15 protein-coding genes, 1 tRNA gene and 1 pseudogene are annotated in these 13,667 nt (G+C 44.4%); 5 read left to right on the top strand and 12 right to left on the bottom strand.

The genetic code is table 11. The features are described from left to right. Position 1: 1 nt before the first annotated feature. From ASL14_RS12285 to rpsF, 9 genes and pseudogenes are all read right to left on the bottom strand, one after another. A pseudogene (locus ASL14_RS12285) lies at positions 2 to 942 on the bottom strand (D-alanyl-D-alanine carboxypeptidase family protein). A 177-nt stretch (positions 943 to 1,119) separates the two neighbouring features. Continuing rightward, complete coding sequence (locus ASL14_RS12280) at positions 1,120 to 2,085, bottom strand: ABC transporter ATP-binding protein (protein ID WP_134911778.1); 966 nt, start codon at positions 2,083 to 2,085, stop codon at positions 1,120 to 1,122. Beyond that, positions 2,082 to 3,065 (bottom strand): ABC transporter ATP-binding protein, encoded by a 984-nt coding sequence (locus tag ASL14_RS12275; protein ID WP_134911777.1) that lies wholly within the window; start codon positions 3,063 to 3,065, stop codon positions 2,082 to 2,084. Before ASL14_RS12275 ends, ASL14_RS12280 begins: the two co-directional genes overlap by 4 nt. 13 nt (positions 3,066 to 3,078) lie before the next feature. Next, positions 3,079 to 4,002 carry an oligopeptide ABC transporter permease gene (opp4C, locus tag ASL14_RS12270; protein ID WP_134911776.1) on the bottom strand — a complete coding sequence of 308 codons (924 nt, stop codon included), beginning with the start codon at positions 4,000 to 4,002 and terminating at the stop codon, positions 3,079 to 3,081. An 11-nt stretch (positions 4,003 to 4,013) separates the two neighbouring features. After that, positions 4,014 to 4,976, bottom strand: a complete 963-nt coding sequence (locus ASL14_RS12265) for an ABC transporter permease (RefSeq protein WP_044648137.1) — start codon at positions 4,974 to 4,976, stop codon at positions 4,014 to 4,016. Positions 4,977 to 5,047: 71 nt separating this feature from the next. Further along, positions 5,048 to 6,784 carry an ABC transporter substrate-binding protein gene (locus ASL14_RS12260; RefSeq protein ID WP_134911775.1) on the bottom strand — a complete coding sequence of 579 codons (1,737 nt, stop codon included), beginning with the start codon at positions 6,782 to 6,784 and terminating at the stop codon, positions 5,048 to 5,050. A 536-nt stretch (positions 6,785 to 7,320) separates the two neighbouring features. Beyond that, positions 7,321 to 7,593 (bottom strand): 30S ribosomal protein S18, encoded by a 273-nt coding sequence (rpsR, locus tag ASL14_RS12255; protein ID WP_013312800.1) that lies wholly within the window; start codon positions 7,591 to 7,593, stop codon positions 7,321 to 7,323. 21 nt (positions 7,594 to 7,614) lie between these two features. After that, positions 7,615 to 8,106: a single-stranded DNA-binding protein gene (ssb, locus tag ASL14_RS12250; protein WP_013312801.1), complete on the bottom strand. Its 492-nt coding sequence runs from the start codon at positions 8,104 to 8,106 to the stop codon at positions 7,615 to 7,617. A gap of 49 nt (positions 8,107 to 8,155) precedes the next feature. After that, positions 8,156 to 8,440, bottom strand: coding sequence for a 30S ribosomal protein S6 (gene rpsF / locus ASL14_RS12245; protein ID WP_044648139.1), 285 nt, complete (start codon positions 8,438 to 8,440; stop codon positions 8,156 to 8,158). A gap of 318 nt (positions 8,441 to 8,758) precedes the next feature. On the opposite strand from rpsF, the gene ASL14_RS12240 reads away from it, so the two are divergent. Beyond that, positions 8,759 to 8,953 (top strand): YjzC family protein, encoded by a 195-nt coding sequence (locus tag ASL14_RS12240; RefSeq protein ID WP_025683698.1) that lies wholly within the window; start codon positions 8,759 to 8,761, stop codon positions 8,951 to 8,953. Positions 8,954 to 9,320: 367 nt separating this feature from the next. Then, positions 9,321 to 9,638: a hypothetical protein gene (locus ASL14_RS12235; protein ID WP_025683697.1), complete on the top strand. Its 318-nt coding sequence runs from the start codon at positions 9,321 to 9,323 to the stop codon at positions 9,636 to 9,638. A gap of 80 nt (positions 9,639 to 9,718) precedes the next feature. On the opposite strand, the gene ASL14_RS12230 is transcribed toward ASL14_RS12235, so the two are convergent. After that, entirely contained in the window at positions 9,719 to 10,081 is a 363-nt protein-coding gene (locus tag ASL14_RS12230) for a hypothetical protein (protein ID WP_134911774.1), read from the bottom strand. A 152-nt stretch (positions 10,082 to 10,233) separates the two neighbouring features. Here ASL14_RS12230 and ASL14_RS12225 point away from each other — a divergent pair, with 152 nt between their 5' ends. The 3 genes from ASL14_RS12225 to dinD all read left to right on the top strand — a co-directional run bounded on the left by ASL14_RS12225 (position 10,234) and on the right by dinD (position 11,932). Beyond that, complete coding sequence (locus tag ASL14_RS12225; protein ID WP_134911773.1) at positions 10,234 to 10,464, top strand: helix-turn-helix domain-containing protein; 231 nt, start codon at positions 10,234 to 10,236, stop codon at positions 10,462 to 10,464. A 193-nt stretch (positions 10,465 to 10,657) separates the two neighbouring features. Beyond that, entirely contained in the window at positions 10,658 to 10,888 is a 231-nt protein-coding gene (locus ASL14_RS12220; RefSeq protein ID WP_134911772.1) for a helix-turn-helix domain-containing protein, read from the top strand. 198 nt (positions 10,889 to 11,086) lie between these two features. Further along, entirely contained in the window at positions 11,087 to 11,932 is an 846-nt protein-coding gene (dinD, locus tag ASL14_RS12215; RefSeq protein WP_134911771.1) for a DNA damage-inducible protein D, read from the top strand. Here the strand turns inward: dinD and ASL14_RS12210 are convergent. Next, positions 11,927 to 12,967 carry an IS630 family transposase gene (locus tag ASL14_RS12210; RefSeq protein ID WP_134910485.1) on the bottom strand — a complete coding sequence of 347 codons (1,041 nt, stop codon included), beginning with the start codon at positions 12,965 to 12,967 and terminating at the stop codon, positions 11,927 to 11,929. The genes dinD and ASL14_RS12210 overlap by 6 nt on opposite strands. Before the next feature lie 588 nt (positions 12,968 to 13,555). Continuing rightward, positions 13,556 to 13,646, bottom strand: a tRNA-Ser gene (locus ASL14_RS12205). Between the last annotated feature and the right edge of the window lie 21 nt (positions 13,647 to 13,667).

Genomic DNA, 13,667 nt, shown 5'->3' with positions numbered 1-13,667 from the left:
CTTAGCGCGGAGCCAGCTTCACCAAATTCTGCACCCTTACCGGGAAAGAGGTAGACAGAGCGAAACCGTAGTCGAACAGCTTCCGTGTCTGCTCGAAACGTTCCTCCTTGCTCGGTGCCCCAGCACCACAGCTACCAGCCTTCTGCCATGCTGTTCGGCTGTGCCGGTGAAGCAATATCCCGCATCGCTGGTGTATCCCGCTTTCAGCCCATCCGTTCCTGCGTAAGAGTAGGGTCCCGCCAAGGAAGGCAGCATCCAATTCGTATTACTAATATAAATGCCCTTATCCTTCAATTCCATCTGCGTACGGCTGGACGTTCTCAAAATCTCCGGATGCGACGTTATCAGGTAGGAGGCCAGCTTCGCCGTATCGCTTGCCGTCATTTGTGTTTCTCCCCGAATATTCTCGGGATGGTTAGGACCCAGCTCACTCTGTCCCGCTCCTGACGCATTGCTAAATCGGCTGTAGGACGTTAATCCAATCTTAGCCGCCTTGTCGTTCATACGCTTCACAAAAGCCGGTTCATTGCCTGCTGAGCGTTCCGCCAGTGCCACAGCCGCATCATTAGCCGAATACACAACCATACTCTGGAACAGTTCGGACACCGTCAGCCTTTCACCATACCGGAGTGACAGATTTACACCACCCACCGTACTTGCGTAACGACTAATTTTCACTTCATCATTCCAGCCTAACCGCCCGGCACGAATATCCTCTAGCACCAGCAGCTCGGTCATGAGCTTGGACATATTTGCGGAAGGCATAGGCGTATCGCCATTCACATCCATCAACAATTCTCCCGTCTGCATGTCCATCAGTACCGCAGCGCCTGCGTGTACATCTGGCTTACCGACCAGCAGTCGGGGTCCAAGTGTAATAAAAATCAATATAATAAGTACCGGGACCACAATAGCCCAACGTAACCAGTATTTTTTCATCATCGTAATAACCCCCATACTTTATTAGACGATGAAAAATCCATTTTGTCTGCAACTTTTCGAAAAAAAGATGCAATTTTTTTGTTTTTCCACTCCACAGCAAAAAATCCGTCATTTCCTGCTTGCAGGCTGACAGATTTTTATAAGTCGAATGATTCAAAAAGGCCTTCTACTGTGTTTCTAGGCAAAATGACAGGCCACATAATGCTGATCGCCTGCATCCCGATACGCCGGAATTTCTGTTTTACAACGGGCCTCCGCCATAGGACAGCGCGTATGGAACTTGCAGCCTGACGGCGGATTCGCCGGGGAAGGAATGTCCCCTTTTAGCACAATCCGTTGTCTCTTGATCGTCGGGTCGGGAATGGGAACCGCCGACAGCAGCGCCTTCGTATACGGATGAAGAGGATTACGGAACAGCTCTTCCTTGGAAGTTAACTCCACCATCGAGCCTAGATACATCACACCAATGCGGCTGCACAGATGCTCGACCACACTCAGATCATGCGAGATGAACAGATACGTCAACTGCCGTTCCTGCTGCAAATCACTTAACAAGTTAATAATCTGAGCCTGAATAGACACATCGAGTGCAGATACCGGCTCATCAGCCACGATAAAATCAGGATTCAAAATCAAAGCCCGTGCAATCCCGATCCGCTGTCGCTGACCGCCGGAGAACTCATGCGGATACCGATCATAATGATAAGCAGATAATCCGCAGATATCCAGCGTCTCGTTAACCTTTTTCCGCAGCTTACTATGTTCAATCAATCCGTGATCCAGCAGTGCTTCCCCGATGGCTTCGCCTACCTTAATTCTCGGATTCAATGAGCTAAAAGGGTCCTGAAATACAATTTGCAGCTTCGGACGAAGCGCACGGATCTGCTCCTTGCTTAACGCATGCAAATCCTCTCCCTTGTATCGCACCGATCCCTCGGTCTTATCCATCAGTCTGAGAATCGTACGCCCAATCGTGCTTTTGCCGCAACCGGATTCTCCTACCAGACCAAAGGACTCTCCCTTATGGATGTTAAAAGATACATCATCGACCGCTTTCACATGCCCCACGGTACGCTGAAAAATCCCGCCTGTGATCGGGAAATATTTTTTCAGACCTTCCACTTGAATTAAAGGCTCGCTCATCCCCGTTGCCCTCCTTCTTCCTCATATAGCCAGCAGGCAACCTTATGACCGTTCTTCTTTTCACGCAGGGGAGGGGCCTGATCCTTACAGACTTGCATACAATGCGCACACCGATCATGAAAATGACAGTTTTCCTCCAGCTCAATCGGATTGGGAACCTGACCGGGGATCGAATACAGCCGATCAATCTTCTGATTAATGACGGGCTTCGCCTTCAATAACCCTTGCGTATATGGATGCTGCGGATTTTTGAACAGCTCAATGACGGGGGCTTCTTCAATCACGTTCCCGGCATACATGACGACCACATAATCGGCCATTTCCGCCACGACGCCCAGATCATGCGTAATCAGCATAATGGACGTTTTGAGCTTATCCTTCAAATCCCGCATCAGATCGAGGATTTGCGCCTGAATGGTAACATCCAGCGCCGTTGTCGGCTCATCTGCAATGAGCAGCTTCGGATTACAGCTCAACGCAATAGCAATCATGATTCGCTGACGCATACCGCCGCTCAGTTCATGCGGATACGAATGAAATATTTCCTCCGAACGCGAAATCCCCACCAGATTGATCAGCTCAATCGCCCGGGTACGTGCTTCCTTTTTACTCATTAATGTATGCATCAGCAGCGGTTCCGTAATCTGTTCTCCAATGGTAAGCACGGGATTCAGCGAAGACATCGGCTCCTGAAAAATAATTGAAATGTCATTGCCGCGAATTTGCTGCATTTGACCTTTATTCAGCGTTAACAGGTTTTTGCCCTCAAACCAGATTTCACCGTCTGAGGTGTGTGGGGAATCAATTAGTCGCATCATCGTCATGGCTGTTACACTTTTGCCGCAGCCGGATTCGCCTACCACACAGAGCGTTTCACCCTCACGTATTTTAAAACTGACGTCATTGACCGCTTTGACAGTTCCGCTAGAGGTATGAAAGTGGGTTTTCAGGTTACGAAATTCAATCAAAGCATTTTCCATAAACGTTCGTCTCCTACTTCTTCATTTTAGGGTCCAGTGCATCGCGCAAACCGTCGCCAATCAGGTTAATCGCTACAACCGTAATCAGAATACACATTCCCGGTGGAACCCATATCCAGGGCCGTTTGCGGAAGTCAATCAGATTATTCGCAGCCGAAATCATATTTCCCCACGAAGGTGTGGGAGGCACAACGCCGATTCCCAGGTAACTGAGCGCAGACTCCGTTATAATCGCCCCAGCTACCCCGAGCGTAGCCGTTACAATAATAGTAGGAATCGTGTTCGGTAGCAGATGGCGGAATATTTTACGACGGTCTCTCAAGCCGAGCGCTTCCGTCGCCTGCATGAACTCCTGTTCACGCAGCGTAAGAATCTGCCCCCTGACCAGACGGGACAAGCTCGTCCAGCTCAAGATCCCGATAATGAGCATTAGAAAATAAATCCGGTTCGCTGGATCAACCTTCAAATCGGACAGAACGGCACCTAAAATAATCAACAGCGGCAATGTAGGCAATGCCATAAAAATATCGGCAATCCGCATAATGATCGTATCCACGCCTTTACGATAAAATCCTGCCAGTGCTCCCAACGTCGCACCGATCACTACTGAAATAAACGTGGCCACCAGCCCCACCGTCAAAGAAATACGGCCAGCCAGCATTGTACGCAGCAAAATATCTCTGCCAAACTTATCTGTACCAAGCCAGTACTGAGCATTCGGGGCTAAATTTTTATCAGATAGCTTATAATCATCCAGATGATAAGGTGAAATCATCGGTCCAAATACGCAAATGATCACCATAAGAATCAGTATAATGAGTCCGGCCAAAGCCAAATGGTTCTGGTTAAAACGGCGAACGGCGATTCTCCACGGAGACGCTTCAGGACGGATCGCCGCCTTTGGACTAGTTTCAATCGTGACTGTTTCTGCGGGCAATAGTATCCCTCCTACTTCAAGCGAATTCTTGGATCTGCCATGCCATACAATACATCCGAGAGTAAATTACCGATGAGCGTAAGGACCGCCAGAAAAATAGTGAAGCCCAGCATAAACGGATAATCCCGCATACTGATCGACTCCAGATAGACCTGCCCCACACCCGGCCACACAAATACCTTTTCCAGAATCATCGCCCCGCCAAATAAAGCCGGAAGCTCAAATCCAAGCAGCGTGATGGCTGGAATCAGTGCATTGCGCAGAGCATGCTTGAAAATAACCGTCCGTTCCTTCAAGCCCTTAGCGCGTGCGGTGCGAATATAATCCTGACGAATAACCTCCAGCATACCTGTACGGAAATACCGGGTTAGACTGCCTGTGCTCAGCATCGTAAGAACGAGCGTTGGCAGGAACATGTGCTTGAGAACATCCACGATATAAGCCCATGAGCCCGGCTCCATCCCTGCAGTTGTCATGCCGCCAACCGGGAAAATACCCCATTCCAGTGCAAATATTTTAATCACCAAAAGACCGATAAAGAAAGACGGCAGCGACATACACAAAAATATGAATAGCGTGACGAATTTATCGAATAACGAGTATTGGAACTTGGCTGAAAATACCCCGGCAACAACTGCAATCAGCCAGCTAAAAATAAGACTGAAAAAAGCGATAATAAAAGAGTTCCATACATAATTGCCAATGACCTTCGTTACCGGCTGCTTATGCTGTAATGAATCCCCCATATTACCCTTCAGCATATTACCCGCCCATATAAAATAGCGTTGGTACTCCGGCTTATCCAACCCGTAGATATGTCGTAGCTGCTGTGCCTTTTCGGCGGTCATATTCGGGTTCTGCTTGGCTGTAATATAATCACCCGGCACCATGGCTGAAATCGCAAATACGATAATGGATATGCCAATGAGTGTGGGGATGAGTTGCAGCAGTCTTCGAATAATATACTGCTTCATAATCATTCCTCCAGACAAATAAAGAAGTGATATGCCCAGCCCGTGAGAGCTGAGCATACGATTGGCAACCCTTATTGAGCGAGCTGAGCGTTATACAGACTGAATTCAAAATCTTTGTATGGTGTAATTTCCAAGCCGGATACACGCCCATTAACTGGCCACATATCTCTGCGCTGATACATAAAGATGGCTGGCAAATCCTTGTTCAGCTCTTGATAGAGTTGTTTGTAAATCAGTTTGCGTTTCTCCTGATCCAGTTCATGCTTACCAGCAAGCGTCAACTCATCGACCTTTTTATTAGAGTATCCAACATCGTTTTGTGCACCGTTCGTAATATAAACCGTATTATCCGGATCAGGTGTCAATCCCCAAGCGGCAAAGAACATATCAAACTTGCCCGTATCTTTTTTATCCATAATCGCGTTAAAATCCAGTGTTTCAGAATTCAGCTTAATGCCCAGTTCCTTGTAGTTGTTGGACATAATCGGCAGCAAGGCCTCTACTACTGGATTATCCGCAGTCGCTGAGAAGTTAATGGTAAACTTTTCACCATCCTTCTCACGGATACCGTCCGCTCCAACCTTCCAGCCAGCCTCATCCAGCAAAGCCTTTGCTTTAGCTGTATCAAACTCATATTTATTAATGCCTTCATCTGTATAAGACCAAGCTTCTGTAGATTGTGGAATGTTAATGACATTCGCATACGGACCGTACACCCCTTCCACAATCTCCTTCCGGTTCAAACCGATGGTCAGAGCTTGGCGTACCTTAGGGTCCTGAAATTTCTTTTCTTTGTGATTAAATGCAATATATCCGTAGCCGTTGGTCGGCATGATATTCACGTCCAGGAAGCCTAGAGACTTCAATTCTTCTACGTTATCTTCTGTAACCGTAATATTGTCTATATCCGTCTCACCCGTTTGCAGCATAGACAAATTGGTTTCGTCTGTCGTCGTTTTGTAAATAACTGTTTTCACCTTCGGTGCGCCCTTGAAGTAGTTTGGATTGGCTTCAAGTACGACTTGTTGACCCGGGGAGAAGCTTTTCAACACATACTGCCCGGAGCCGAGTGGCTTATTATTAAGCGCCTTGATGCTGTCCAGGTCACCCTTTTTGAAAACTTTTCCGTAATAAGCTTCTGGCATGAAGTATTGCTCACCCAGAAAATCCTTTGTATAAGCTGTTGCTTCTGTAACGGTTACCTCTACCGTATTATCATCAATGACCTTGATACCGGAGATATCATTCGCCTTGCCATCGTGATATTCTTTACCGCCTTTAATCTTAAAAGATAAAACATCCGTTTCTCCATCATAATTCGGATCATGCAGTACCTTGAGAACAAAGGCATAATCCTTCACTGTTACCGGCGTGCCATCACTATACTTCACACCTGGTTTCAGGTGGAACGTGTATTTCAAGCCATCCTGCGACACATCAATCTTGTCAGCCAAGCTATTTTCGTATGTACCATCCGCTTTCACCTGTAAAAAGGAATCAAATACTGTTCTGACTACATATAGATCGTAGGTCGTTTGCCAGAACAACGGGTTAAATACCCCTTTAGGTGACGTCATACCTACCACAATGTTATCCTTCCGGTTTGTAGCTCCCGGCGGATTTTGGGTCAGATCACTTGCTTTAATAACACCCTCCGTGACTTGTGCGTTGCCTTCTTTACCCTCTGTTTTATTATCCGTATTGCCGCCCGGCTGTGCTTCATTAGCACCTCCGCTACAACCTGCAAACAAAACACCAACGATCGAAAGCACCATAAGCAAAGAAACCCATTTCTTCGTTTGCACCATTCTGTTAATCCCCCTTAGTCGGTTCTTTTATTTAACAGCCTGTCTCTTTCCTGCGTTGATTTGTTAAAGCTTGAGGTTTGAAAATGAAGTCTGTGCATCCTCCTTACAGTTACCAATGATAACGTAAACACGTGTTTTTAGACCTTTGGTCAATTTAGGGTGCTGATAATCATTACATTTTTGTTAAGGTTTATCTTAAGTGTAAAATAATATCACGTCAACATCTTTTTTTACGTAATATAAGAATGCAAAATATCTTTTTTTGTAAAGTTTATGAATTTTATTCGAAAAAATACTGATAATCTGAATTTTCATGTAATATAAAATAACATTTCAGAAATCTGAAATGTTTACTCTGGCGAGTTGGGGAACGTGCGATCACAAATGGGACCATAAAAGCTGAGCTACGCTTATGGTTAAACATGGATTGTATTATTAGTAAGTTACAATACATGGAACTTGTTGTCAACCAGAAAAATCACAAAAAAAGACGCTCCCGAAATCGGGAACGCCTCTTTTGCTCTTCCATCAAACTACTATTCAGTAGTGTAAGGAAGCAATGCGATTTGACGGGAACGTTTAACTGCGATTGTCAACATACGTTGATATTTCGCGCTTGTTCCAGTCACACGACGAGGAAGAATTTTTCCACGTTCGCTGATGAATTTTTTAAGCAGGTCTGTATCTTTATAGTCAATGTGAGTAATTTTGTTCACAGTGAAGAAACATACTTTACGACGTTTGTTGCGACCACCACGACGAGCTGGTCTTTTGTTATCGTCTCCGCCTTCTCTTTGTCTGAAGCCCATTCTTTGTCAGTCCTTTCCCAATTAAAATGGTAAATCATCATCCGAAATATCGATCGGTTTTCCGTCATCGGAAAAAGGATCCTGATTGTTTCGCGAGTTATTATTCCCGCGTCCACTATTGCTGTTACCGCCTCCGAAAGGAGACTCCTCACGCGCAGCTCCACCGCTATTGCCGCCACCGTTACCGCCATCGCGATTAGATTCCAGGAAACGCACATTATCAGCTACAATTTCAGTCACGTATACACGTTTTCCTTCATTGTTCTCATAATTACGCACCTGAACACGGCCTTCAACAGCCGTTAAACGACCTTTGCGAAGATAGTTAGCGCATGTTTCAGCAAGCTGACGCCAGGTTACGATCGGCAAGAAATCCGCTTCCCGTTCGCCGCCTTGACTCGTAAACGGACGGTCTACAGCCAGGGTGAACTGGGTTACTGCTACACCAGACGGTGTATAGCGCAGCTCTGGATCTTTGGTCAAACGACCGATCAGAATGACACGGTTCAACAATCCAATCCCCTCCTTTGAGCGTTGTTCATTACATAATCACGTACAATAATTAAGCTACGTCGTTCGTAATGAGATAACGAATTACTTCGTCAGAAATTTTCATGAGACGCTCAAGCTCAGCAACTACAGCAGGTTCTGCTGTGAAGTTTACCAGAACGAAAGAACCATCACGGAATTTCTTAATCTCATACGCAAGACGACGTTTAGTTACATCGTGACTCGTAATTTCGCCACCGCCGTTGGAGATGATACCTTGGAATTTATCGACTGCCGCTTGAACAGCTTCTTGTTCAATGTCAGGACGAATAATGTACATCACTTCATATTTGCGCATTCTTTACACCTCCTTATGGACATAAGGCCCTCAATCTTGGTTGAGAGCAAGGAACGAGCCTAAACTCGCACTAAAACAGTTTACCAAATCCAGCAACTGATTGCAACCAGCAATTGAGTTCATGGGATGTAAATCCGTTAAATTAGCTGCACACATCCCATATTTCTATGATTTTATAGGTACAGTATAATTTATCTATATATAGGAAATAACTCAATTTTCTGAAATCCCGTGTTGTTGTTCCCGCATGTTTCTGCTCATGTCAGCGAACAATAACCGTTGCAGTTCAAATCCATGTAGTAAAGGAGGAACAATCTTATGGGTGAAAAAACCGAATTTGAGCCAGGCGACAAAGCGCCAAATGACGGCGTATATATGGAAGTCGGAGAAAAAAGCTTTCATACCGAAATTCAAAACCCGCAGCAAGTGACACTCGAAAGAGGCGAAACTTTTCCGGAGACGACCAACCATAATCGCAAATGGAAGAAAAAAACGAAAGCCCGCGTTCATTAATGTATATTTTCTCGACATTCGGGCCATATTATAATCAGGCGATACAACAGAGAGGTGTGGTTCCGTTGGATGACGTAGCCGGACAAACTGTTAGGAGATCCATTCCGGGCATTAGAAGCGTTAGGTTTGTGTAAGAGGACACTGTCTTTTCAACACTGGTATTGCTTGTCAGTACACCGAGTTTCGTGATGTGATTGGACAGATCGTATCCTGTTAAAAATGTATCGCCTACGATGGAGGACCTTTGAGGTCCTCCTTTGTTGCATTATCGGACTTTTTGCATATACTGGTAAAATGCAGATTAATCCAGCTCCTTCTGCTAGAATATATCCAAGTACAAAGACCTACTATCTACGGAGGTTTAAAGATGAGCTATTCTCGAATATTAAAGTGGATATCAGGTATATTCGAATTGGTGCTTGCCGTACCGATTGTGGGAGGAGCTATTGTCATGGGGACCGGTTACTCGGCTCTGGGATTCATGCTTGTCCTGCATGCAGTGACACTCATCCTGTCGTTACGCAATCAGGAAGCGATCTATGGCTCTGTATGGGGGATATTGACCTCTTTACTGGCCTGGATACCTGTTCTGGGCTGGATTCTCCATTTGATCGCAGCAATCCTTCTGATGATCTCCGGCTCGAAAAAAACAAAACGCTATAACTACCCGCCAAACCAGCTATAACAACAAAGGAGTGCTCTTGAACAGATGATATCCTGTCACTGTTAAAGGGCACCTTCTTTATTGTATACGTGCCTCAACGTTCATCCTCTGTTCCTCAAAAGGTCCAGTTCCATATCTTCCCTCCCCGGCAGACAAAGTAATTCATCGAATAAAAAAGCCAGTCCGCTTTTATCTCTCCAGCTCCGGATGATGTCCGTGACAACCTCCGTAATTTCGCGCTGTATCCCTCTCGCCAGTTGAATTCCGCCACACTCTCCTTCTACATAAAGGTGCGTATGATACGGCAGTTCCACCTTTTGTACATGACGTAAGCACAAAGCGCCATTTTCGAGATAAAAGAAATAACAGCCCTCATAAATAACTCCCTCGAATATCTCGTACATATGCGGCAGATCATAAGGTCCATACATCATAGCCGCCTGTTCCAGTTTTAATGAATCCATATATAAAATCCCCTCTCCTTCCCAATCTATTTATAGAACATAGTGTTCCTATGACCAACTGATCCTTTATACATATAATGTTATTCTTGATTTTATCTTACGCTTATGAGTACAATAAATAATTGTCTGGAATAAATTCAGGAGCGTGCAGCATGAAGGTAAAAATAATGCTTGGCGAGGTAATTAAGAGTAAGGCTATCTCTCTAAACCAGCTATCTTATAAAACAGGCGTCCGCAGAGCAGCACTTTCTGAACTGGCAAACGATAAGAGAGAAAATATCAATTTCAAGCATATTGAACAAATTGCAAAAGCATTAGACATTTCAGATATCCGCGAAATAATTACTCTTATAGATGAAGAACAGAGCACACGTTATAATTAGGAAATAAAAAACTATGTTATGCCGAGTTCTTGATATGTGCAGTCCCTCCCCGTGATCCATACATAAATTCTTCTTTTAATTACGATTTTCGTAATTTAACTATAATTACGTTTTGCGTAATTGTCAACATTTATTACGTTTCTCGTATCCTCTATATATTTAGTTATGTGAAATAAGAAAGGGAGGAAAGACATTGAGTCAACGATTGCTCGTCTGTGATTTAAAGAACCTCTTACGCGAAAAGGGTTGGGAACAAAAGAAATTAGCCGAGCTAACTGGTATTAGAGAAGCTACCATTTCAGAAATGGTCAGAAATAAAAACAAGATGTTTCCTCGACAGGCATTGGAAAAAATCATTAATGTTTTAGATATAGATGATATAGGGAAATTATTACGAGTTGAATATGTAGATGCTGATAAGTAAATAAACAAAAGGCGCAAGCTCTCAAAAACTCATTCGAGGTTCGCGCCTTTCTCGTATAAGAAACTCGTTATAATCTATTTAAAACGTATCAATATCATTCCGTGCAAGTGAACGGAATGATAAGGCTTATTCTCTGTAGAAATGTGCTAAGATAATAGTGCAGTTATAAATTAACTTATATGATATGGAGGGTTCGTATTGAAACTAACAACGTCAGATCAAGCCGATCACAATTCTATTTTTGAAGAAATTAGGCGCCAAAATGCGGACGGAATTGAGTTTTGGTCGGCCAGAGATATTGCGAAAATTCTTGAATACACCGAATACCGTTACTTTATACCCGTAATTGAACGAGCTAAGAGATCTTGTGAAAATAGCGGACAAACTATTGAGGATCACTTCATCCCAATGACTGATCTTGTAGAACTCGGTAAAGGTGGTAAGCGTGAAGTTGAATCTTTTAAACTTTCACGATACGCCTGTTACCTTATTATCCAAAATGCTGACCCTTCAAAAGAGGTTGTGGCATTAGGACAGACATATTTCGCTGTACAAACACGTAAACAAGAACTATTCGAACATGCTTCAGAAGATGAAAAGAGATACATGCTTCGTGAAGAACTAAAAAATCACAATACCGCTCTGGCTGATGCTGCCTATGAATCGGGTGTTGTTACTCCACTAGAGTTCGCAGTATTTCAAAATCACGGATATAGAGGGCTTTACGGTGGGCTAGATAAAACAGGAATACACGAAAAAAAAGAGCTTAAGAAGTCACAAAAGATTTTAGATCACATGGGCACCACTGAACTCGCGGCCAACCTCTTTCGAGCAACACAAACAGAAGATAAGTTACGCAGAGAATCTATATCGGGACGTACAGAAGCAAACCAAACCCATTTTGAAGTAGGTAAGAAAGTACGTCAAACAATTGCCGAGTTGGGCGGCACTATGCCAGAGGACCTTCCGACCTACGAGAGCATAAAAAAAGTTGAGAAACGACTTAAGAAAAAACAAATATATAGGCCGCAATTAAGATCATAACCTGACAAGCAGGCGATCAATCGTTTCCAACGGTTGCTGATTGATTCGCTTCATAAATTGACTGACATGAAGTTTAATCTTATAGAATTTTTCAAAAAAGACGTTGTTCACTACATCGGCTTTGAGCCACAACCACAGCCCTTCAACTGGATTGAGGTTTGGACTGTAAGGCGGCAGAAAAACCAATTGCAGACGCGAGTGTTCCTCCAAAAAAGGCTGTAACTCTATGGCATGATGAATCCGGCTGTTATCCAGAATTAAAGCGATTTTTCCATTCGGATATGCAGTGAGAAGATCCTGGAGAAATCGAATAAAGGCTTCTGTGTCGGCCTTTTCTTCTTCCCGGTGATGCACCTGACCGGTTTCATAGTTAATGGCTCCAAACAATTTGGCTCCTTCGTGTTTACCGTACGTAGGCACTTTGCGTTGTCGGCCGCGCGGGAACCAATTGTACTGCAACGCTTGATAAGAGCGAATCATCGACTCGTCTTCAAAGAGCAAGTGATTGATCTTTTCGGCTTCCACTTGCCTCTTGAGCTCAGCAAAAGTGTGCTTTTTAAAAAAGGCTTGGGCGTCTTCATCGGCTTTAGCTAGCGTATAGGTGGCTTTGGTAAAACTGAAGTTCATCCGCTTCAGCATCGCACTAATCCCACGCACGCTCATGGTGACGCCGAACTCCTGCTTGATCCACTCCGCCACTAGCGGAAGTGTCCAGGTATACCGAGCTTCAAAACCTACATCGGCTGGTTGATGCTGCTCCAGCATCGCGGCTAACTGACGACGCTGCTCCTCCGTGAGTTTTGTCGGTTGTCCAGGTGAGTGATCCATTTTAAGACCGGACAGGCCCTGTTTCTGGTAGGTGTGCCAATAGAGGCTGATGGTTTGACGTGCACGTCCGAGTATATCACCGATCTCTTCCAGTGTATGGCCTTCCAGACGAAGTCGGACCGCCAGATACCTTTCGTAGAGTCGTTTGTCTGATACCTTTTTCATCGCTGTATTCAAATACTCGATTTCTTCATTGTTCATCTTCATCGCCGCCTTGTGGTGAGTTACCCTTTATTACCCAATTTGGCGGTTGAAGTGAATTTGGTAGCTTATTAATTGCGTTCTATATAGACCCGAAAATTGAATAAATATATAAGGAACCTGCGACAGGTTCCTATTTTCTTTTTATCCTAGACAGCGATGAATGCTCCCTCTGTTCATCAGCTAGACATCCTTCGCTAATTTTGTAATTGGCATAATTATAAAACAATTTCAAACCTTTCTAATGTCCATATCTCTCCATTAACCATTCATTTAATTAACGAATACTCTGTATTTCCCCTTCGATCGCCCGTACCTTTAAGTTGTTGTCGTGATTCACTTTATGGACGAATCTCACGCGTCCTTAAGCGTATACGACGGCAGCCCTAAATCTACACTGGCTCGCATGCGTTAATTGTCTTGCGGCCCATACGTTTATCCATACTAAAAAACCTCCTACGCGTGGTTAGCGTAAGAGGTTAACGGAATCATTTAGGTATATCGGAATCATCTAGCTCAATTTCGTGTAAAAATCGTATAGCTTTCGATCCACATATCGTACTGAAAACATTGATACAGCGCGATTTATTATAGTGGCGGAAAGAGTGGGAGTCGAACCCACGCACGCCTTGCGACGCCTAACTGATTTCGAGTCAGCCCCCTTAGACCTCTTGGGTACCTTTCCGCAGCAAGGATTATTATATCA

It is taken from the genome of Paenibacillus sp. IHB B 3084 (genome assembly GCF_001447315.1).
GTDB lineage: Bacteria > Bacillota > Bacilli > Paenibacillales > Paenibacillaceae > Paenibacillus.
The sequence above is the reverse complement of the archived record's forward strand: the minus strand, read 5'-3'. Positions and strand labels throughout refer to the sequence as shown.